This is a genomic window from Pseudofrankia saprophytica (assembly GCF_000235425.2).
In the GTDB taxonomy this organism is placed as follows: domain Bacteria; phylum Actinomycetota; class Actinomycetes; order Frankiales; family Frankiaceae; genus Pseudofrankia; species Pseudofrankia saprophytica.
Window position 1 is genome coordinate 6,059,733 of record NZ_KI912266.1, and the last position, 19,547, is coordinate 6,079,279.

16 protein-coding genes are annotated in these 19,547 nt (G+C 72.9%); 4 read left to right on the forward strand and 12 right to left on the reverse strand.

Annotated elements, in window-relative coordinates:
• Nucleotides 1–264 precede the first annotated feature (264 nt).
• A complete protein-coding gene (locus FRCN3DRAFT_RS0225685; protein ID WP_007517400.1) occupies nucleotides 265–1,431 on the forward strand; it encodes an MGH1-like glycoside hydrolase domain-containing protein in 1,167 nt (388 codons plus the stop codon).
• Here FRCN3DRAFT_RS0225685 and FRCN3DRAFT_RS46265 read toward each other — a convergent pair.
• The 7 genes from FRCN3DRAFT_RS46265 to FRCN3DRAFT_RS57210 form a co-directional block, all read right to left on the reverse strand.
• Nucleotides 1,394–2,623: a thioesterase domain-containing protein gene (locus tag FRCN3DRAFT_RS46265; protein ID WP_007517402.1), complete on the reverse strand. Its 1,230-nt coding sequence runs from the start codon at nucleotides 2,621–2,623 to the stop codon at nucleotides 1,394–1,396. The genes FRCN3DRAFT_RS0225685 and FRCN3DRAFT_RS46265 overlap by 38 nt on opposite strands.
• Before the next feature lie 17 nt (nucleotides 2,624–2,640).
• Complete coding sequence (locus FRCN3DRAFT_RS0225695; protein WP_007517404.1) at nucleotides 2,641–3,552, reverse strand: hypothetical protein; 912 nt, start codon at nucleotides 3,550–3,552, stop codon at nucleotides 2,641–2,643.
• Nucleotides 3,549–4,307, reverse strand: a complete 759-nt coding sequence (locus FRCN3DRAFT_RS49830; protein WP_051466370.1) for a hypothetical protein — start codon at nucleotides 4,305–4,307, stop codon at nucleotides 3,549–3,551. The genes FRCN3DRAFT_RS0225695 and FRCN3DRAFT_RS49830 overlap by 4 nt, the downstream gene beginning before the upstream one ends.
• 112 nt (nucleotides 4,308–4,419) lie before the next feature.
• A complete protein-coding gene (locus FRCN3DRAFT_RS0225705; protein ID WP_007520782.1) occupies nucleotides 4,420–5,091 on the reverse strand; it encodes a GTP-binding protein in 672 nt (223 codons plus the stop codon).
• On the reverse strand, nucleotides 5,072–5,455 hold the full coding sequence (locus tag FRCN3DRAFT_RS0225710; RefSeq protein ID WP_007520783.1) for a DUF742 domain-containing protein: 384 nt from the start codon (nucleotides 5,453–5,455) through the stop codon (nucleotides 5,072–5,074). Before FRCN3DRAFT_RS0225710 ends, FRCN3DRAFT_RS0225705 begins: the two co-directional genes overlap by 20 nt.
• A 16-nt stretch (nucleotides 5,456–5,471) precedes the next feature.
• Complete coding sequence (locus FRCN3DRAFT_RS0225715) at nucleotides 5,472–5,864, reverse strand: roadblock/LC7 domain-containing protein (RefSeq protein WP_007520785.1); 393 nt, start codon at nucleotides 5,862–5,864, stop codon at nucleotides 5,472–5,474.
• Entirely contained in the window at nucleotides 5,848–8,760 is a 2,913-nt protein-coding gene (locus FRCN3DRAFT_RS57210; protein WP_051466371.1) for a sensor histidine kinase, read from the reverse strand. The genes FRCN3DRAFT_RS0225715 and FRCN3DRAFT_RS57210 overlap by 17 nt, the downstream gene beginning before the upstream one ends.
• A 634-nt stretch (nucleotides 8,761–9,394) precedes the next feature.
• Between FRCN3DRAFT_RS57210 and FRCN3DRAFT_RS46280 the strand changes: the two genes are divergently transcribed.
• The gene (locus FRCN3DRAFT_RS46280; protein WP_007517594.1) at nucleotides 9,395–10,408 is read left to right on the forward strand and encodes a helix-turn-helix transcriptional regulator; all 1,014 of its coding nucleotides are present in this window, start codon (nucleotides 9,395–9,397) and stop codon (nucleotides 10,406–10,408) included.
• A gap of 282 nt (nucleotides 10,409–10,690) precedes the next feature.
• Here the strand turns inward: FRCN3DRAFT_RS46280 and FRCN3DRAFT_RS0225730 are convergent, their stop codons facing one another.
• Entirely contained in the window at nucleotides 10,691–11,596 is a 906-nt protein-coding gene (locus FRCN3DRAFT_RS0225730) for a LysR family transcriptional regulator (RefSeq protein WP_007517590.1), read from the reverse strand.
• Between the two features lie 92 nt (nucleotides 11,597–11,688).
• On the opposite strand from FRCN3DRAFT_RS0225730, the gene FRCN3DRAFT_RS0225735 reads away from it, so the two are divergent.
• Nucleotides 11,689–12,726: an EamA family transporter gene (locus FRCN3DRAFT_RS0225735; RefSeq protein ID WP_007517589.1), complete on the forward strand. Its 1,038-nt coding sequence runs from the start codon at nucleotides 11,689–11,691 to the stop codon at nucleotides 12,724–12,726.
• A 427-nt stretch (nucleotides 12,727–13,153) separates the two neighbouring features.
• Here the strand turns inward: FRCN3DRAFT_RS0225735 and FRCN3DRAFT_RS0225740 are convergent, their stop codons facing one another.
• Nucleotides 13,154–13,672, reverse strand: a complete 519-nt coding sequence (locus FRCN3DRAFT_RS0225740; protein ID WP_027140935.1) for a TrmH family RNA methyltransferase — start codon at nucleotides 13,670–13,672, stop codon at nucleotides 13,154–13,156.
• A 263-nt stretch (nucleotides 13,673–13,935) separates the two neighbouring features.
• On the opposite strand from FRCN3DRAFT_RS0225740, the gene FRCN3DRAFT_RS0225745 reads away from it, so the two are divergent.
• Nucleotides 13,936–14,577: a Clp protease N-terminal domain-containing protein gene (locus tag FRCN3DRAFT_RS0225745; RefSeq protein WP_007517582.1), complete on the forward strand. Its 642-nt coding sequence runs from the start codon at nucleotides 13,936–13,938 to the stop codon at nucleotides 14,575–14,577.
• Between the two features lie 274 nt (nucleotides 14,578–14,851).
• Here the strand turns inward: FRCN3DRAFT_RS0225745 and FRCN3DRAFT_RS55345 are convergent, their stop codons facing one another.
• The 3 genes from FRCN3DRAFT_RS55345 to FRCN3DRAFT_RS0225760 form a co-directional block, all read right to left on the reverse strand.
• Entirely contained in the window at nucleotides 14,852–16,828 is a 1,977-nt protein-coding gene (locus FRCN3DRAFT_RS55345; protein WP_007517580.1) for an alpha/beta hydrolase domain-containing protein, read from the reverse strand.
• A gap of 271 nt (nucleotides 16,829–17,099) precedes the next feature.
• Nucleotides 17,100–17,939 (reverse strand): TetR/AcrR family transcriptional regulator, encoded by an 840-nt coding sequence (locus tag FRCN3DRAFT_RS51905; protein WP_106410266.1) that lies wholly within the window; start codon nucleotides 17,937–17,939, stop codon nucleotides 17,100–17,102.
• 82 nt (nucleotides 17,940–18,021) lie between these two features.
• The gene (locus FRCN3DRAFT_RS0225760) at nucleotides 18,022–19,536 is read right to left on the reverse strand and encodes a class I adenylate-forming enzyme family protein (protein ID WP_007517576.1); all 1,515 of its coding nucleotides are present in this window, start codon (nucleotides 19,534–19,536) and stop codon (nucleotides 18,022–18,024) included.
• Between the last annotated feature and the right edge of the window lie 11 nt (nucleotides 19,537–19,547).

A 19,547-nucleotide genomic window follows, 5' to 3' on the forward strand; every position in this document is an offset into this window, starting at 1 on the left:
CGCCACCGGCGCTCTCGCGGCCTGGTCCCTCGGTCCACGGCCCAAAACCGCTGGCGAGCCGCCCCGTAGGTAACCGTCAGACAGTCGCTGACCACCGGACGCCACGGAGAGCCGCCGGATCGAACGTCATCGAGCGGGACTTGGCGGCACCGGGCTGGCGAGCGTCACCGGCCTCGCCTCGCCTTGTTTCGTCCGGCCGCGCCGTCGCCGGGCGTTTACGGCGCCGTCAGGGTACGGCCCGCTGGGAGGGCTAGCCTGATACGCATGGTCCCGGGTGTGCACGACGGTGCGGCGGCGGTGCTGGAGCAGTGCTGGCGCGATGGCTACTGCGTGCCGAACCCGGACGTGTACCCGCACCTGTGGCTGTGGGACTCGTGCTTCCACTCGATCTCGTGGGCCGCGCTCGGTGACCCGCGCGGGGCGATGGAGCTCGCCTCGTGCCTGGACGCGCAGCTGCCCGGCGGCTTCGTCCCGCACATGCGCTACGCCGAGCCGTCGGAGGGCAGCGGCCCGCTGGCCGACCGCTCCTCCTACACCCAGCCGCCGATCTACGCCCATGCCGCCCGAGTGCTCACCGCGCGCGGGCTGACGCTCGTGCCCGGCACGCTCGAGCGGATCGAGCGCGCTTTGGACTATCTGTGGAACCAGCGGATGACGGCGGACGGGCTGCTGTTCATCGTTCATCCGTGGGAGTCCGGGTCGGACGACTCGCCACGGTTCGACGACTGGATCGGACGGTCGTCCTGGTCGCGGCTGCCGTACACGATCTTCGACCACCAGCTGGCGGAGGCGACGAAGTTCGACGAGGAGGGCGCGGCCGTCTGGTCACGGGAGTTCGTCGTCGCCCCGGCCGCCATCAACGCGTTCGCCGCGCACGCGGCCGGCGAGCTCGCCGCGCTCACCGGCAAGCAGGAATGGCGCCGCCGTGCCGATGGGCTGGCTGCGGCCATCGACGGCATCCTGTGGGACGCCGAGCAGCACCACTGGGTGGACAAGCCGATCGTCGGCGGTGGCCCGAGCGCCGCCCTGCCGACGCTCGACGGGCTCATGCCGGCCCTCGTCACCGCCGACCCGGAGCGGGCCCGGCTCGCGCTTGCCCAGGCGGAGGACACCGGTCGCTACGCGGCCCCCTTCGGCTCGCGATTCGTGCCCGCCGACCATCCCCGCTACCAGCCCGAGCAGTACTGGCGCGGCCCCGCCTGGCCACAGCTGAACTACATGCTCCACCAGGCCGCCCGCCGCTGGGAGGCGAACACGCTCGCCGACGCGATCGCCGACGCCAGCCACCGCGCCGCGCTCGTCTCCGGCTTCGCCGAGTACTGGAACCCGGAGACGGGCGCCGGCCTGGGCGCCGTCCCGCAGGGCTGGGCCGCGCTCGCCGCGACCTACCCCGTCACCCCGGCGCAGGCCAACCCCCCAACCGCGGGCTGACCTGCGCGGACGATCGCCGCGACTGGCTCGTGACCACGAAAGGATCACCACTCCGGTCCGGTACCGCCGTGGCCGTGGCCATGGCGACGGTGATCGGGCCAGGCCGCGCCGTCGGGCGCGTCGGCGGCGCCGTCGGGCCCGCGGGAGCCGGCGGCGGGCTCGCGGGAGTTGCCAGCGAACCGACCGCACCGACCGGCGCTACCGGCCCGACTGGAGTGACCGGAGTGACCGGCGCGACGGGAGCGGGGCGGGGGGCGGGCCTGGAGCGCGGGCCGGGCTGGGGAACGAGCAGGTAACGCTGAACGATCGTGGCGACGTCCCACAGGTACGGGTTGGCGAACATCGTGATGTGGTCGCCCGGGATGACGGCGGTCGTCAGGTCGGCGATGTCCGCGTTCTCCCAACCGAGACCTGGTGACGCGGACAGGCGCAGCTGGGACGGCAGGCCCCACGGGTTCGCCGTGTTGGCCGGGCGGACGAGGACCACGGGCAGGTCCGACGGCGGCGGCCGGTAGGCCGCGTAGGCGCGCACGGCGGCCGAGTAGGTGTCGACGGCGGCGAGCAGATGGTCCTCGTAGCCGTCGGGGTCGGTGCCGCCGAGCGCGCGGGCGATCGCGGCGCCCTGCAGGCTGAGCGGCACCGCGTGGTCGACGCCGCAGCGGCAGGCACCCTGCCAGACGCAGGCCACGTGGCGCATCCGGGCGAGCTCGCGGACCGCCAACGTCGGGTTGTCGGCCGGCGGGTCCTGGCCGGGCAGCGGCAGCGCGGCGTCGAACAGGAAGACCCGGGCCACCTGCTGGCCGAGGCCGCGCAGCAGCCGGCCCAGCTCGTAGGCCACGACTCCGCCGAACCCGTACCCGCCCAGCTGGTAGGGGCCGCCTCCCGGCTGGTCGAGCAGCACCGCCGGCAGCAGGTGCACCGCCATCGCGCGCACGTCGTCGAGCGGCGGGCGGGCGCCGTCCCGGCCGGGCAGGTCGAGCCCGCGGCACACGGTGCTGATGCTGAGCGCTCCGGCGAGCGGGAGGCCCGGATGCGGTGGGCCCTCCAGACCGCCGACGAGGAACAGCGGAGCGCGGCGGGTGCGTCGCGGCGCCAGCGGTGGCGGGCCGGCGGGCGCGAGCGGTGGCCGCCCGGCGGCCGGACGCGGTGGTGCGCTGGCCGGCGCGCGCGGCGTCGAGGCCCGTTTGGCCATGGGCACGTCGGTGGGTTTCAATCCGGGCCTGCCCAGGCGACGGTGACCCGGCCGGCGGCGACCCGGCCGGCGCTGACGGCCGACAGGACCGCGAACGTGGCCGCCGGCGACGTCGCCGAGGCGACGCGCGGCCTGGCGGGCCGCCGGGCCGGGACGGTCGAGGGACCGCCCGGCGAGGATGGGGACGGCGGGGTTGGTGACGGCGGGCGGGGCGCGGGCAGGTACGGGGCGCGCACGGCGGTGGACAGGCCCATTCGGCCGACGAGCAGGGTCACCTGGTTCCCGGCGGCCCGCACTGCGGCACGCCATTCCGCCGGGATCGTGTGGCGCAGGCGCTCGATCCCCTGCCGCCCGTCGGCCCTCGGGTGGATCAGGTCGAGCAGGGTCGGGCCGATCCGGACGGTCCAGCCGGCCACGAACGGCGGGTCGACCCGCAGCGACGTGTGCAGCGCGAGCCCGGTCGCGAGCGCGTGGGACACCGCCGGGTCGATGAGCTCCCCTGGCCGCAGCCGGCCCGGATCGCCGGAGGCGCGTGGGTCGGTCGTCATCAGGTCGTCGTCATCGTCGACGGACAGGAGCGGCTGCGGTCGGCAGCCGGTGAGCGCCGCGGTGCCGATGCCCAGCAGGTCCGCGTAGACGATGCTCGACCCGCTGGCGGCGAGCTCCGCGTCCGCGAGGACCGGCGGCGCGACGGTGACCGTGGACTGCGCGCAGTCGGCGTGGACGAGCTGGATGCGCCGCACGAAACGGTGCGGGTAGCGGCGCAGCACTACCGACGTCGCGTCACCCATCGCGAGATCGCCCTCGCCCTCACAGACCGGGCACCGATAGGTGCTGGGATGCGGCCCGCGGCGCAGGGCCGCGAGCAGATCGGTTGGCAGCAGCGCGGCGACCGTGGGGTCGACACGCAGGTCACGCGCACTCGTCACCGGAACGACGCCCGTCTACGAGCGTGCCGGCGACGGGGCTTCTCGCGGCGTCGCCGCCGCCGTGCGGGCCGGTGAGCCCACTGACGCGGCGACCGTCGACGGCGCTGGCGGCCGGGCGCGGCTCGTTGACCGTGGCCGTCCCGCGCCCGCCCTCGGGGACCCTGGCGACTTCGGCGGCCGTCGCCGCGCCGGCCGGCGGCCGGCGGCTCGACAGCCGCAGGGGCGCGCTGACCGAGGGGCCGGCCGGTGACGCGGTGGTCGTCCGCGCGGCCGACCGAGGCCGCCGGCTCGGCGGGCATCCCGGCGGCCGACGGCGGCGACGGGATGGCCGGGACGGGCGGAACCGGCGGGACCGGCAGAACCGGCGGAAGCAGCGGGGCGACGGGAGCGGCGACGGCGCCGTCGGCGGGGTACCCGGCGAGGGTGTCCGGGATGGCATGGCGCAGGTCGGACAGCTCGGGGTACGGGATGCCGTCGGCGGCCTCTCGGCCGGCGAGCAGGAGGGCGTGGGCGGCGCTCACCCATTCGGTCGTGTCGTCGGAGCCGGCCGCCTGGCACACGATCGCCCAGGTGTCGAGCACCTTGGCGAGCGCGCCCGCGACGTAGGCCGGCATCCGCACGACGACGGCGGGCAGCGCGTCGCCGCCCGGCTCGTCGGCGTCGATCAACCGGGCCCGGTCGACGTCGACCTCCATCTCGATGACGGTCAGCGTCAGCGGTAGCGCGGGGTACTCGGGCATCACCGGCGGTGCCATGGGCATCGACCGTGTCGGCGGCTTCATCGTTACTCGCCCTCCCTCGAGGGTTAGAGCCAGACGGTGCGCGGCGACGACGAGGCCTCGCGCGCCCGGGGGCCCACTCCTGGTGTCACGTTCTCTGCGGGGTTGGCTGGGACTGGGCGGCGCGGGCCTCTTCGGCGAGGGTCGCCTCCAGCGCGTGGCGGACGAGGGCGATGAGCGCCGACCGGGTGGACGGTTGGTGGCGGGCATCGCAGATGAGCACCGGGTGGTCGATGTCGAGTGCCTTCCGCACGTCGGTGACGGGGTGGACGAGGGCGCCGTCGAACTGGTTGACGGCGACGACGAAGGGCAGCTTCCGGTCCTCGAAGAAGTCGATCGCGGCGAAGCAGTCGGTCAGGCGGCGGGTGTCGGCGAGCACGACCGCGCCGACGGCGCCGAGCGTCAACTCGTCCCACATGAACCAGAAGCGGTCCTGGCCGGGGGTGCCGAACAGGTAGAGGACGACGTCCTGCTCGGGCAGCGTGATCCGACCGAAGTCCATCGCGACGGTCGTCGTGGTCTTCCCCGCGATCCTGCTGGTGTCGTCGACGCCGACGCTCGCCGCGGTCATGTGCGCCTCGGTCGTCAGCGGCGGGATCTCGCTGACGGAGCCGACGAACGTTGTCTTACCGACCCCGAAGCCACCAGCGATGATGATCTTCAACGGGGTGGTGGTGACGTCCGGGTCGGCCTCCCCTCCGGCCGGGCCGATCGGGGGGCCACCCGGGCGGGTCGGGCCGTTAGAGCCGCTGAAGGCCATCGAGCACCTTTCGGAGCAGTTCGGAATCGGGCCGCCAGTCGGGGCGCTCGGGCCGGTGCACGACCACGAGACCGTCGCGGGCCATGTCGGCGACGAGCACCTGGGCGACACCCAGCGGCAGGTCAAGGCGCGCCGAGATCTCGGCGACGGACTGGAGCTGACGGCACAGGAAGGCGATCTCACGCTGCTCGGGGGGCATGCCGGCAGGTGGGCGCCGCGCGACGGCCACCCCACGGGTGGTGGTCGCCACCAGCGCGACCAGTTCCAACGCGCTATGAGGCCGGGTACGCCCGCCGGTCACGGCGTACGGGCGGACGACCGGTCCGGCTGCCTCGTCGGGCAGCTCCTCGTCGTCCCGTGGCACGGCGCACCCCCCGTCGTCAGACCTGGACGCGCATCGGCGGGGTCAGGACCTGGCCGGCGCGCGTCACGAGTCTGGCCATCTCGAAGGCGATCATCCCCGGGTCCGCGGCGGCCGAGGCGGCGACCGCCAGGCAGGACCCCTCGCCGATCGCGGCGACGAACAGGTAGCCGTCGTCCATTTCCACAATCGTCTGGCGGACGTCCCCGCCACTCATGTACCGGGACGCGCCGAGCGCGAGCGAGCGGAATCCGGACGCGACCGCCGCGATGTGGTCGCCGCCTTCCCGAGAAAGCCCGGAGGAACGGGCGAGCTGCAGGCCGTCCGAGGACAGTGCTACCGCCCATTGAACGTCGGAGATACGTCTCTCCAGATCGTTCAGCAGGAATCCGAGATTACCGGTGGGAGGCATCGCCCATCCTTTCGTCGTCGCCAGGAAGGCCCTGACGGAAGCCGGCCCGGAATGAGGTCACCAGGTTGCGGGCCTTCTCGGGGTCCGGCCCGGCGTTCTTGGCGTTCTTGGCGCTCGCCGTCGCCGGGGCGGCCGAGCGCCGGCCGCCGCGCAGCTCCGCGGACAGGTGCTCGCCGCGGCGGCGGTGCGGCAGGTGGCCGAGCGGTGGCTCGACCAGGCCGGCCGCTCCGGCAAGACTGGTCACTCCCGCCATGGCCGGGGGCCCCGCCGGGCCGGCCGCGCCCACCGGGGTGGGCGGAGCCTGCGGGCGCGGCGCGAACGGCGGTGGGGCCGGCCTTGACGCGCCCGGTCCCGCCGGCGGCGGCATCTTCGGCGCGGACAGTCCGGCCGGCGCCGCCGGGCGCACCGGCGGCCTCGTTCCCGCCGGCGCGGCCGGCCTGGCGGGCAGGGGCGGCGCGGTCGACGCCGGTGGGGCCGACGCGGCCGACGGGACTGGCGACGGTGGCGGGGTGCGCGGCGGGGCTGGCGGGTTGTTGGGCGGGGCCGGTGGGCGCTGGGTGGATGGGCCCGGCGAGCCGACCGTGATCGGTGGCAGCTCGAGCGTGTTGCCCCAGTCCGCCCGGACCGCGTCGAACAGCGTCGGACCCGTCGTGCCGGCGCCCACCTCGTCCGCCTCGTCGGAGCCCGCCCCGTCCGGGCCAGGGCCGCCGGCGCCGTTCGGGATGCCCTCGCCGGATCCGAGGTGGTCGCCGCGGCGCGGCGGTGGGTGGAAGAAGCTCTCGCGCACGCTGAGGACCTGTGACGGGTCCGCGTCGTAGCCGACGTCGAGACCGTCGAGGTACGCCCCGTCGTCCGCGAGGTCGTCGCCGTTCGCCGCGGCCCCCGTGGTGGCCAGACCGCCGGTGTTCACCGCGAACGGGTTCTCGTAGCCCACCCCGACGGCGTCGAGGCGCTCCAGGGCGGAGATCCGGTCGAGCGCCGCGCGCAGCGGGTCGTCGACGACGGGTGGCACCGCGGTGCTGTCGTCGACGAGCACCTCGGAGGGCAGCAGCACTACCGCGGTGACGCCGCCGTAGGCGCTGCGGGTCAGCTGCACGTCGATCGCGTGCCGGGCCGCCAGGTTCGCGACGACCCACAGGCCGAGCTTGTCGCCCTGCTGCTCCGGGTTGAACGGCGGCGGGTCGGCGAGGCGGGCGTTGAGCTCGGTCATCGTGTTCGTCGGGATCCCGATGCCACGGTCGGAGATCTCGACCGCGATGCCGGTGCCGACCGGGCTCCCGGACACCGTGACCACGGTGTTCTCCGGCGACATCTGGGTGGCGTTCTCCACCAGCTCGGCGAGCAGGTGGATGACGTCGCCGACGACCGGGCCGACGATCCGGATGTCGATCGTGGTACTGACCTCGACCCGGGTGTACGCCTCCACCTCGGCGACCGCCGCGCGCAGCGCGTCGACCAGCTTCACCGGGGAGCGGAACACCCGGCTCGGCCGGCCGCCCGACAGGGCGATCTGGCCCTCGACCTCCCGGCGCATGCGGGTCGCCAGGTGGTCGAGCCGGAACAGCCGATCGAGCATGTCCGGGTCCTGCTGGTCGCGTTCCAGGTCCGTGATCAGCTTGAGCTGGCGGTGGATCAGCGTCTGGCTGCGCCGCGCCAGGTTGCGCATCGAGGCCGACAGCGAGTGCTGCGCCGCGACCTCCGTCGCCGACTGGACGGCCGCCGAGTACACCTCGCGCAGCGACCGGGCGACGTCGCCAATCTCGTCGGCGGGACCGCGCGTCCCGTCGTCGCGGCCGATGTCAGCGTCCACCGGCCTGCGGTCGCGGATCGCGGCGGCGACCGCGGGCAGCCGCTGCTCGGCCATGTCGATGGCGTCCTCCCGCAGCGCCCGCAGCTGCCGGGCCAACCGGCGCGCGATCATGACCGACACCGCGAGCGTCAGGATCATCACGACCCCGGCGAGCAGACCGGCCAGCCAGGCTCGGGTCCGCGCCGTCGAGACGAGCGCGCTGCTGCGGTCCGACAGGTCCTGGGTGATCTGGGCCTCGACGTTGCGCAGCTGGTCGATCTTGGCGTTGGCGGCGGCGAGCCAGTCGGTCGGCGTGACGTCGACCGGCTGCTCGCTCTGCGCCTCGCGCAGCGCGCGGTCCTGCAGGGAGGTCACCGGGCCGAGCGTCGGACCGACGGCCTGGTCGTAGAGCTGGCGCTGGCCGGCGTCGGCGTAGACGTCGAACTGGCCGACCCAGGCGGCCTCGGCGCCGCTCGCGGCGCGGATGAGACCGAAGTTGTTGGAGTCGAGATGCTTGAGGATCACCAGGATGCTGACGTAGCCGCGCTGCTGGGCGGACTGCTCGGTGACGTTGCTGATCGCCGTCAGGGCCGCGACGGTGCGGACCACCTCGGGGTCGGTGGTGCCGACGCCGGACTGGGCAGGCGTGACGGCAAGCCAGGCGCGGACGATGCCGTTGTAGAGGTTCTGGCCGGCGTCCACGGCGTACTGGTGCGCGTCGATCTTGCGGCGTTCGGCGACCAGCTTGTCGGTCTGGGTCTCAGCGGTCGTCACGGCGGCACGCAGGCGCTCGTCGTCCGGCAGCGAGGCCGCGAACGTCTTCACGTCGCCGTACGCCCGGTCCACCTGGGGCCGGGCGGCCACCGTCTCCGCCTGCAGGACCCGGTAGCCCGAGCCGATGTAGGACAGCGACGCGTAACGCTCCTGGGACAACGCCCGGACCAGGGCGTTCACCTTGATAGTCAGCTGAGCGGCTGACTCGCTGCGGCTCGCCGCGTGCGCCGCGCCCACCTGCCCGGTCACGAGCAGCGTGGCGAGCCCAGCGAGCGCCAGCAGCGGCACGACCAGCGCGACCGCCAGCCGGTACCGAACCGGCCAGTTCTCCATCTCGCTCCCATCGGCGGATGCGGCACGACGACATTGGGGACCCGGGTCAGTGGGTGAAGAACAGGGTCAGGATGTGAGACGTGATCGGAGTAGCGGGGCCCAGAGGGGTGGGATCGGAATTCGACGGGGTGGGCATTGCGGGCGGGTGGGTCAGGGCCGCCGGAGCCGCGCCGGCACAGGAGGGGGGTGCACCGACGGCACCGACAGGAACGGAGGGGGTCGTGGCTGCGGCGAGGCGGCACCCCTTTGTCGCCATTGATTGCGGGTGCCGTCCCGAGCTCCGGCGGCGTTGCAAAAGCTAGCCCGCCCCGGACGGCGCCGATAGGTGAGCCAACGGTCCTATGTGGGACATGCGTCCTATAGGGGTCAGCTGGCACGGTCCTATGTGGGACACGCGTCCTATAGGGGTCAGCGAGGACCGTCCTATGTGGGACACGCGTCCTATTGGGGTCATTGAAGCCCCCTCACCTGGATAGTCCGTACTCGTGTCTTGGTGTAGCCTGCCCCGCACAGCCCTTCGACCAGGCGTAGCGGGGCAGCCACGCCGGTCGTGGACCGGCCGAAACAGTCCTCCCGCGTCCCGCCCCGCCCCACCTCGAACCCGTGCCGTGCCACCTACGGAGGGAGACGCCTGGTGCTGCTGGAGAAGCTGTTCGGTCTCGACGAGTTCGGCGTCGCCGTCTACCGGGCGGCCGCCGGGCACCGCTACTCCGACATCGAGTCGCTGGCCGAATGGGTCGGCCGGCCGGTGGCACAGGTCCAGGCCGAGGTGCACCGGCAGACGCAGCGCGGCCTGCTGCGCCTCGTCGGCGACACGTGGGAGGCCCAGGACCCGGCGCTGGTGCTCGAGGCGGAGCACGCGGCCGAACGCGTCGAGCTGGAGGCCACCCGCTCGGTCATGGTCGAACAGCGCGCGGCGCTATACCGAAGCGGGCTGTTCGCGGACTACCTGGCCGGCCGGCGCCGCCCAGGCCCCCACGACCGGGTCGTCACGATCCTCGATCACCACCAGATCCTGCTGAAGATCGCCGAGCTGGTCGAGAACGCCGAGTCCCAGGTGCACTTCCTGCTCGGCGGGCCAAGCCCGGCCGGCCCGGGGCAGGTCCAGTACATCCAGGACCTGGTGTGGGGGATGGCGCGCGCGGTGGAGCGTGGGGTACGGGTCGCCTCCGTGTGGGCGCCCGAGTACGTCGCGGCCGCCCGCGCGGCCAGCGGGACGCGGCGGCTGCCTCCGCTGGGCTGGGTCCGACAGAGCACCCAGGTGCCGATGCGGGCCGTCGTGGCCGACGCCCGCGCGGCCATCCTGCCGGTCGACCCGGACAACCTGGACCGGGGGGCGCTCGTCGTCGAGGCCCCCAGCCTGCTCGCCATCCTCGCCGACATGATCGAACGCATTCACCGCGACGCGCAGCCGTTGGCGGCGCCCCCGCCCGCCGCGGACCCCGCCGTGCAGCGCCGCCAGAACGCGGTGCTCGCGCTGCTGGCGCAGGGCCACACCGACCACGTGATCGCCACCCAGCTGGGCGTCACCATCCGGACCGTCCGCCGGGACGTCGCCGACCTCTACGAGGCGCACAACGTGACCAGCCGCTTCGAGCTCGGCGCCGTTACGGCCAGCCTCGGCCTCCTCCCGCCCATCGAGGTTTGAGCGCTCCCGCGGCCGGGAGCTCCGCGCCCCAGACCTCCCAGCAGACCTCCAGATCGCTTCGCGATCCGGCAGGAACCCCGGCTTCGTGATCCGGCAGGACCCTGCTCCCCACGTGGTTCCGGGCACTGGCATATGACGGTGGTTCGGCTGAGTCCGGGCTGACGAGGTGGCTAGGTTGGCACAGCGCTGATGCGCCGTCACTGGTGGTCGCTGAGTTGCATGAAGGGATTGCCGGTGTGCGTCTACGCCCTTGTCGCCGGCCGCCTGTCGGTGGCGGGACCGTTAGGTAGGGCGGCCGGCGACGGTGGCGGCGTGGCGGCGGAAGCTGGCGAGGGCGCGGCGGACGACGAGACGTTCCGCGCGGTCGGGGCGTAGCAGCGCGATCAGGTAGCGGGCGGTCTCGATGCCGGCGATCTCGCGCAAGGTGATCGCGCCGCCGGTCGGTGTGGTGTAGCGCGGCAGGACGGCGACCCGGTCGCCGCGGGCGACAAGGGCCTCGACCAGCCGGTTGTCGCGCAGCCGCTGGACGACGGACACGCCTCGCCCGGTCACCTCCTCGACGGCCAGCCGGACGGTGTCGAACGGGTAGCCGACCGGAACGCCGTACCACTCGACCTCGACGAGGTCGTCGGCCGCCACCTGCTCCAGGCGGGCCAACGGATGACCGACGCGCATCGCGATGTCGAGCGGTTCACGGGCAAGCGGCACGGTGACGAGGCCGTCGGCGCCCGGCGGCGGCCCCTTCCCGAGGCTGTGACCGATGACGATGTCGTAGTCGGTCACCAGCGCGGCGTACTCGTGCTCGGCGAGGTCCACGTCGTCGCATTCCAGCCGGACCGCCGTCGTCTCAAGCTCGGCCAGCACGTCCGGGAGCAGGAACGTCGCGGCGCTCGGAAGGGCGGCCACCCGTACGACGCCGGCGGGCTCACCGCGAAACTCGTCGAACCGCGCCTGCACCTCGGCCAGTACCCGGGCGACGTCGCGGCCGGCGTCGGCCAGCAGCCGGCCGGCCTCGGTGAGCCGGATCCCCCGGCCGTGCGGCTCGACGAGCCGGACGCCGAACTCGCGCTGAGCGGTGCGCAACTGCTGGGAGACGGCGGACGGGGTGCGATGGGTGGCCGCGGCGACCGCGGTGACGCTGCCGCGCGCGGCGAGCTCGCACAGCAGGTCCAGATGGCGGACGTCCACGCCGCCAGACTACCGACCTTGTAGGAGACCTACAGGTATATACGTATTAGTTTCACTTGTTCTTACAGCTCGTTGTCCGCGACAGTCGCGGTATGCCGCCCCGTCACCGCCTCCTCGCCCTGATCGTCGCGGTCGCCTGGGGCCTGAACTTCCTCGCCATCGACGCGTCGCTCGAACACTTCCCGCCGTTCCTGCTGGCCGCGGCGCGGTTCGCCATCATCGCGGTACCGACGCTGCTACTGGTGCCCCGTCCGCGGGTGCCGGCGCGGTGGCTGTTCGGCTATGGCCTCGGCTTCGGGACGTTGCAGTTCCTGTTCCTGTACTGGGCGATGCACGCGGGGATCCAGCCAGGGCTTGCCTCCCTGGTGCTTCAGTCATCGGCGCCGTTCACGGTGCTGCTGGGGGTGTCGCTGTTCGGCGACAGGGTTACGCCGCGGCGGCTCGCGGGCCTGGCGGTCGCGGTGCTCGGGCTCGCGGTCGTCGGCTGGGAACGGTCACACACGGCGGCGATCGGGCCGTTCCTGCTGGTGCTGGCCGGCGGATTCGGCTGGGCGATCGGAAACATCTGCAACGCCCGGGCGAAGGCATCCAACCCGTTCCACCTGACCCTCTGGATGTCGGTGGTGCCGCCGATCCCGATGTTCGGCCTCTCGCTGCTGGTGGAGGGCCCGCACCGGATCGGCGCCGCGTTCTCCACGACGGGGCACCTGCTCGGAGCGCTGGTCGGGCTCGCCTACACCGTGCTGATCGGCACCCTGCTTGGTTCGGGTCTCTGGAGCTGGCTGATGGCGCGGCATCCCGCCGGGCTCGTCGCACCGTTCTCCATGCTCGTCCCCGTCGTCGGCCTGTCGACCTCGGCCCTTGTTCTCGGCGAGCACGTCACCGCGCTCGAGATCGCCGGCGCCGCACTGGTCGTCGGCGGCGTCCTGTCTGGCTCGACGACCCGAACCGTGCCGATCCCCCTCCGCTGGCGTCGGCGACGCCAGGAACGACGTCAGGAACACCGCGGCCCGACCACGCCGACCGCCCCGACCGCTTCGACTGGCCCGACCTCGCCGGCTGGCCCGACCGTCTCGGCTGGCCCGGCCATGGCCGCGACGGTCGCCACGGGCCGGCAAAACAGGCTGTGACCACCGAGGCGACCGGGACCTACGCCCGTAGCCGCCTCTTCGGACCGCCCACCCGCAGGGAAATGCTGGTCAGCCCGCGCCCGAGGAGCTCGCCAAAGACCGAACCGTGGTGCGTCGCCACGCCTATCGGCACGCTGAACCAACACGCTTCACAGCAACGCCATCTATGTGTGTTGGATCAGCGGGTGTATAGGCACGCCTGCCTGCCACACATCGCCGTCCGGGCAGAGGCCGAGCTGGCGGACACCCGCCGCGGGCTCGGCGATCCACACCGGCCCGCCCCCGATCACCCGCCAGCGGCCACCTCAGCCGTATGCACACAACTACTTGGCGTATCAGTCCAGCGAGCCACCGGAAGGCGGACGCGTCGCGGCGCGCGCCCCTGATCGTGGCGTCCGGCAGGGCGAAGCCCGCCGGGGCGAAGGCGTCAAAGGAGGCCCGCGAGGCGGTAGAGGACGAGCGAGCCGGCAACGGCGACGTTCAGCGAATGTCCGGTGCCCACCATGGGGATCTCGACGACCGTGTCCAGCAGGGGCATGGCGCCGTCGGGAATTCCGGTGCCCTCGTGGCCGAGCACCATCACGGTGCGGCCGCCCGCCGCCGGCAGGTCGCCGAGGCGGATCGAGCCCTCCGCGAGCTCCACTCCGACGATCGCCGCTCCGGCGGCGCGCTGGGCGGCGAGCCAGTCGAGCGGATCAGCCACGCGGTGCACGCATGACCGGTGGCGCAGGGTGTTTCCCTTGGCGAGCGCCTCGGAGATCCAGGACGGCCGGCGCGGCACGGCGAGACAGGCCCCGACAGCGTCGCAGGTGCGCAGCAGCGTGCCCAGATTGACGCCATGCTTTGGCCACAACGGCGCGGCCACCAGGTGGTTCCAGCAGTGATGCGGCCGCTGGCGGCGAAGCCGGCGCAGCTCGGCCGGCGTACGCACGGATGCGCCGCTCATGGGGCGATGCGGAGCACAGCCCCCTTGTCTACGGGTGACGTCATGCGATCAACGGTATCGCGCGGGCGGTCCACCAGCACCGCCAGACCGCCGTCGGACCCGCCCTCGAACGACTCGGCTGGGCCACATCTCGACACCGTCTGAGGCGGGGCATTTCAGCCTTACCGCCCACACGGGGCCCCGCCGTCCAGGAGAATGGAATAACAACAGATGATCAATTGCCATGGGGCGGTCGGGGGGACGCCGCACCGGGGAGCTCACCGATGCATGACATGTTCAATGACCCTGCCCGCCGTCTGCTCATTGTCGCCCAGGAGGAGGCCCTCGGCTTTGGCCACGACCAGATCGGCACCGAGCACCTGCTGCTCGCCCTGCTCAACCGGCGCGCCGGCGCCGGAACCCAGGTGCTGGCTTCCCTCGGCGTCACCCTGGAACGCGCCCGCTCCGAGGTCGAGGCCATCGTCGGCCGCGGCCTGACGAGGCCGGCCGCCGTGCGCGGGAAGGCTCGCCGCGACCGCCGCCTGTCCTTCACCCAGCGGGCCGAATGGATCCTGGAACGCGCGCGGCTCGAGGCGAAGGCGGCCGAGCATTCCTACGTCGGCCCGGAGCACATCCTGCTCAGCCTGCTGCGCGAGGACGGCGGCGAGGGCGCCAAGATCCTCGACCGGCTGCGGCTCAACCGGGACGAGGCACGCCGGCGGACGCTGGTCGCGCTGCGCGTCCTGCCCTATCCGGGCCCAACTCTGCTGGACTCGGTCTCTGGCGACCTCGACGCCCAGATAGCGGCCCTGCGTGAGGCGAAGGACGAGGCCCTGGACAACCGCGACTTCGCCCTGGCGGTCGAGGTCCGCCAGAACGAGCGGACCCTCCTGGCCCAGCGCGCGAGCGTCGCCGCCCCGTCCTAGAGGTGCCGCCCCGTCCTGGAAGACAGCCCGTCCAGGACGGGCCTGACCACCAGCGGCGGGGCCCGGCGCCGTGCACACGCAGCGCCGCTGACGCCCGGTGCCACCGGAGGCTCTGTGGGTGCCGCCGAGGCTCGGAGTCCCGGCCACAACGGTCGGTCAGCGGCGCCGGTCAACCTCCTCGATGGTTCTGGTGTAGTTTGGCCGCCAGCCGGCCCGGGTGTGCATGGTTCCCCCCGTACCGCGCATACCCGGGCCGCGTCCGTTCGACGATTTCCTAGACACCCGCACGGTCATAGACGGTGAGCGCCTCGCGGACGACGAGCTCCACGTCGTCCGCGACCAGGAAACGTGACTCGACCAGCCGCCTGGCGGCGGCACGGACCGCCGACTCGTAGGCATCGCGCGTCGGGAGCACCGGGCGGGTGAGCAGGGGCAGTCTGCTGCCGAGGAACTCGTACAACGGGTTCGGCAGTCCGTCGACGGGGCGGCGCGGGTTCCAACCGGTGTAGGCCGCGACCGGAACCGCGACGACGGGTAGCGCGACGCCCGCGGTCTCGTTGCCGTCCGCGTCGACCGCGGCGACCACCGCCGGCTTCGCCGCGCCGAACACCGGCGGCCAGCGGCCGACACCGCGTCCCGCGTCAGGGCCGAGATCCATGTCCCTGGTGACGTTCAGCGCGCCGAGATCCGGGATCCGCACACCGTCGCCGACGGCGGCAGCGCCGCTGGCGACGGCAGCGCCGTCGGCCGCGGCCGCGAACCGTTTCAGGACGGCGTCGCGCGTCGACGCCGTTCCGTCCCGCCAGCGGGGAACCTCGCTGGCCGGCGGGTCGACGCCCACGCGGACCCATTCCACCAGCGCGACGAACAGGGCGCGCAGAATCGGTCCGACGTCGTGTGTGTGCGTCGGGTTCGCCGCCGGCATGAACTCCTTGAGCGGTATCGCGCCGAAGTGGTCCGTGCCTCGCAGCAGGTATACGCGCGTGTCCGGGTCGTCCGGCAGGTCCTCGCCGGTCTCCGGGTCGATGTGCACCAGCGCGCCGTCGCCGCGCCAGTACTCCCAGGAACTGTTGGTGAGAAACAGTTTCGGCACCGCGCCGGGGACGCCCGCCCCTCTGCTCGACGCCTCGCCTCTGCTCGACGCCTCACCGCTCCTCGTCCCGTCGCCCGCCCCTCCCCTGCCCGCCGCGTCGTCGTTCGCCGCATCGCTGCCGGCCGCGACTGCGGCCGCGCGGGCGGGGGCGAGGAGGCTGGTCGTGTCATACGGGGGAAGGTTCGAGAAGCCGGACGGGTGGGTGAGCGAGGGCTGGGCGTATCGGTGGTTGAACTCGCCCCGCCGGGCACCCGCGATATGTGCGAAGACGCCGTCGAAGACAACCGAGCCTGCCTCGTCGACGTTGCGGCCCTCGTGCAGGAACTGCCGCAGGAACCGGCCGGACTGGGAGACGCCGAACGCGAACGCGTGCGCCAGGCCGCCCGTGCGGCGCAGCCACGAGGCCGTGTCCCGGACCGCGAGCAGTCCGGTTCCCGTGACCGGGCACAGCGACGTGCGGTAGGTCAGCGTGTACCAGTGAAAGGCGCGGAACCCGCCGTCGAGCGCCACCGTCGTCGGGTCGACGAACCGCCACCGGTCACGGGGAACCGGCCGGGGAGCCCCGTCGGGGGCCAGCCGCTCGGCGAGGAACGCGTCCGGGTCGTCGACGTCGACGGTCGGGAGGTCTGCGAAGGTGAAGAACTGCGACGAGTCGGAAAGCGGATGGTCTGGCTGGTCCGTGTCCGGACGGAACTCGACCCGCAGCCATCCCGGCCCGACGTCGACCGTCGGTGCGGTGAGCCCGATGCTCGCGCGGCCGCGCGTCACGTCCCATTGCCAGCCGCACCAGACGATCGTCCAGCCCCGGGCGAGCAGAAATCCGTCGCCCGGATTGAGCCTGTCCAGGTCGACGAGCTGGGTGGGCGCGCCCGCGGAGAACGGGACCCCGCCGAGCAGGCCCCGGTTCGCGATGACGAGGACCAGACCGCCGTTGCCGCCGGCGCGCGGGCGCAGTACTCGCAGGTCGGCGTCGAAACGGGCCAGCCCATCCGGGCCGGCGGCGCGCTCGAGGTCGACGATCCCTCGGTTGGCCCCGGCGCCCGGGTCGACGGCGAACTCGGCCACCGCCGACACCGCCTCGTAGGCGCCGACCGTGCCCCACTCTCGCCCGTCCGCGAACGCCGACACGTTCTCGTCCCGCAGGCCGACCAACGCCACGCCCCGGATAGTCACACACCGCCGGACCGGCCGCCACGCATCCGATCACGACGCGCCAGGCGCCACGTACCAGGCGCCACGTACCAGGCGCCGTGAAAGGCCAGAGTCGTCTCAGGCAGCACCGACCCGAATGCGTCAGCATCAGCATCAGCCAGCTTGATCACCAGACGTGTATTCGGATCCGAACCAGCGCGGGCTTGGAGTTCGGATCAGATTTCAGCTCTGGCGATCTTCCGCGGCGGGCGCCGGACGGACGTTGCCGAGGATCGCGCTAGGCGTGCTCTGCGTTGGCGGGCGCCCGGGTCGCGGCCGCCGTCGTGGAACGCGTGGCGGGTGCGGGTGCGGCGCCACCGAGACCAGTGAGGCAGAAGGACCAGACGTGTTCGGCGATGACCGCGGTGGCCTCGCCCGCGGGGGCGAAGGCGTAGTGGTGGTAGACGGTCATGATCAGCTTCGTGATGAGGGCGGCGTCGCGGTCCGGGTCGATCGGGTGCAGCAGGCCGGCCGCCTGCGCCTCACGCAGCTCGCGGGCGATTAAATCGGTGATCGGCTGGATGGCGTGTGCCATGTCCTCCGGGAAACGCTGGTGCAGCCGCCAGTGCTGGGCGGTGATGAAACGCGGTCCGGTGCCGAGACGTCCGGCGGCGTCCGCCGCGTCGCCGTCGGCGCCAGTGGCGCCGACGACCCTGGCGGCGAGATCGCCCACGCCACCGTCACCCGCACCGCTCGCACCCGCACCGTTCACACCCACGCCGCCGGCATCCGCGCCGCCGTTGTCGGTCAGGCCCGAGAGGATCTCGGTCACGTAGAAGCGCAGGCGGGCCACCGGATCGGACAGGTGGCTGGCGGCGGCGGCGTAGCGCTCCGCGTTTTCGGCGATCATGTCCTCGATGACAGCGACCAGCAGCTGGTCCTTGCCGGGAAAATGCCGATAGAACGTCTGCAACGCGACGCCGGCCTCACGGGCCAGTTCCTGGGTGGTGAACTGGTCGCCTTTCTCGTCGACCAGCCGCCGGGCCGCCTCGACGATCACTTTTGCCTGCTGGATCGTGCGCAGGCGTGAGCGACGGACCGACGGCGAACGGTCGGCGGCGCGTTCTGCCCAGGACACAGGCTCGACGCTACCTTTCGTCGGGGCCGCCGCGGCCCGCGGTCCGGGCGGGTCGCCCGGACTGTGGCCGCGGTTACCCGGTTCAGCCGCCACGAGCGGAGACGAGGGCGCCGCGGTTGACCTTTGTCGCCTCGCTGCGAGGAATCGCGGCGACGAACTCGACGGTCTTGGGTGCCTTGTAGTGCGCGAGGCGGTTCTTGGCGTAGGCGATGACGTCGTCCGCGGACGGAGGGCTCGCGGGGTCGGCCGGTTCGACGATGGCGTGCACCCGGCGGCCCCACTCGGGGTCACGCAGGCCGACGACGACCACGTCGGCGATGGCGGGATGGTCGATGAGCGCGGACTCGACCTCGGCGGGGAACACGTTGGCGCCGCCGGTGACGATCAGGTCGACCCTGCGGTCGACGAGGTACAGGAAGCCCTCGGCATCCAGGTAGCCCATGTCCCCGGCGGTGTGGAAGCCGTCGTCGGTGCCGCGCAGGCGCGGGGCGTCGCCCAGGTACCGGTATCCGCCGTAGGACGGGGAGCGCAGGTAGATCTCGCCTATCTCGCCGAGTGGTGACTCGGCGCCGTCGGCGTCCAGGACGCGCAGCTCCGTGCCGCCAATGCCGCGCCCGACGCTGCCCTGATGGGTGAGCCACTCGTCGCCGCGGATCGCGGCGAGCCCGAGCCCCTCGGTCATGCCGTAGGCCATGACGATGCGTTCGGGGCCGACGAGCCCGGCCCATCGGTGGACGAGCGACGGCGGCATGGGAGCCGCGCCCTGAATGAACCAGTCGATGCTCGACAGGTCGCGGCCGTCGATGCCGGGAAGGTCAGCGATCCGCTGCAGCATCGTCGGGGTCGCGGTGAACGTCGTGATCCGGTGTCGTTCGATGACGTCGACGACCCGGGCGGCGTCGAACTTCTCCATCACCACCAGCCGGTCGCCCATCAGCAGGCTGAACAGCGTGGAGAAGCCGTTCGTGTGGTACATCGGCGCGAGCACCAGGATCGTCTGCGGCTCGCGCACCGGGCGCCAGTTCTCGAGCAGCCGACCGGCATAGCGCGGGTCGTGGACGCCGCGCCGCTCGGAAAGGATGATCTTCGGGGTCCCGGTCGAACCACTGCTGCAGATGCCGTTGACGTGCGGCGAGACGAGGTCGGGCAGATCGGGGACCGCGCGCCCTTCCGATTCGTCGATCCAGGTGAGGTCCGGCGGGCCCAGGTAGATCCGCGGGTCGATCACCTGACGCAGCCGCTCGAGCTCCCAGTCAGGCACATCCCAACGGACCGGCACCGGCACCGCGCCCAGCTTCCAGGCCGCGAGCGCGGACAACAGGAACTGCGGCGAGTTGCGCAGCCCGAGCCCGAGCCGGTCGCCACGGCGCAGACCACGGTCCGCGAGCGCGCCGGCCAGCTGGCTGGCGCGTCGGTCGAGCATCGGCCAGGTGAAGGCCGGCTCGGAGCCGTCCAGCCCGATGTGGCGGAACACCACCTCGCTCGGGTTCTCCTCGACGAGCTGCCGGATCCGTCGGGCGATGCTGACCTCGCCCTCGCCGGCCTCACCCTCGGCGGCCTCGGCTTTGCCGGTTTCGGTCTCGAAGGCGGCTTCCACGACCCGTCCCT

What these genes read in the sequence shown, in the direction of transcription:
- FRCN3DRAFT_RS0225685 (WP_007517400.1), top strand. Translation starts at nt 265, where the DNA reads ATGGTCCCGGGTGTGCACGACGGTGCGGCGGCGGTGCTGGAGCAGTGC.
- FRCN3DRAFT_RS46265 (WP_007517402.1), bottom strand. Translation starts at nt 2,623, where the DNA reads ATGGCCAAACGGGCCTCGACGCCGCGCGCGCCGGCCAGCGCACCACCG.
- FRCN3DRAFT_RS49830 (WP_051466370.1), bottom strand. Translation starts at nt 4,307, where the DNA reads ATGGCACCGCCGGTGATGCCCGAGTACCCCGCGCTACCGCTGACGCTG.
- FRCN3DRAFT_RS0225705 (WP_007520782.1), bottom strand. Translation starts at nt 5,091, where the DNA reads ATGGCCTTCAGCGGCTCTAACGGCCCGACCCGCCCGGGTGGCCCCCCG.
- FRCN3DRAFT_RS0225715 (WP_007520785.1), bottom strand. Translation starts at nt 5,864, where the DNA reads ATGCCTCCCACCGGTAATCTCGGATTCCTGCTGAACGATCTGGAGAGA.
- FRCN3DRAFT_RS57210 (WP_051466371.1), bottom strand. Translation starts at nt 8,760, where the DNA reads ATGGAGAACTGGCCGGTTCGGTACCGGCTGGCGGTCGCGCTGGTCGTG.
- FRCN3DRAFT_RS0225735 (WP_007517589.1), top strand. Translation starts at nt 11,689, where the DNA reads ATGCCGCCCCGTCACCGCCTCCTCGCCCTGATCGTCGCGGTCGCCTGG.
- FRCN3DRAFT_RS0225740 (WP_027140935.1), bottom strand. Translation starts at nt 13,672, where the DNA reads ATGAGCGGCGCATCCGTGCGTACGCCGGCCGAGCTGCGCCGGCTTCGC.
- FRCN3DRAFT_RS0225745 (WP_007517582.1), top strand. Translation starts at nt 13,936, where the DNA reads ATGCATGACATGTTCAATGACCCTGCCCGCCGTCTGCTCATTGTCGCC.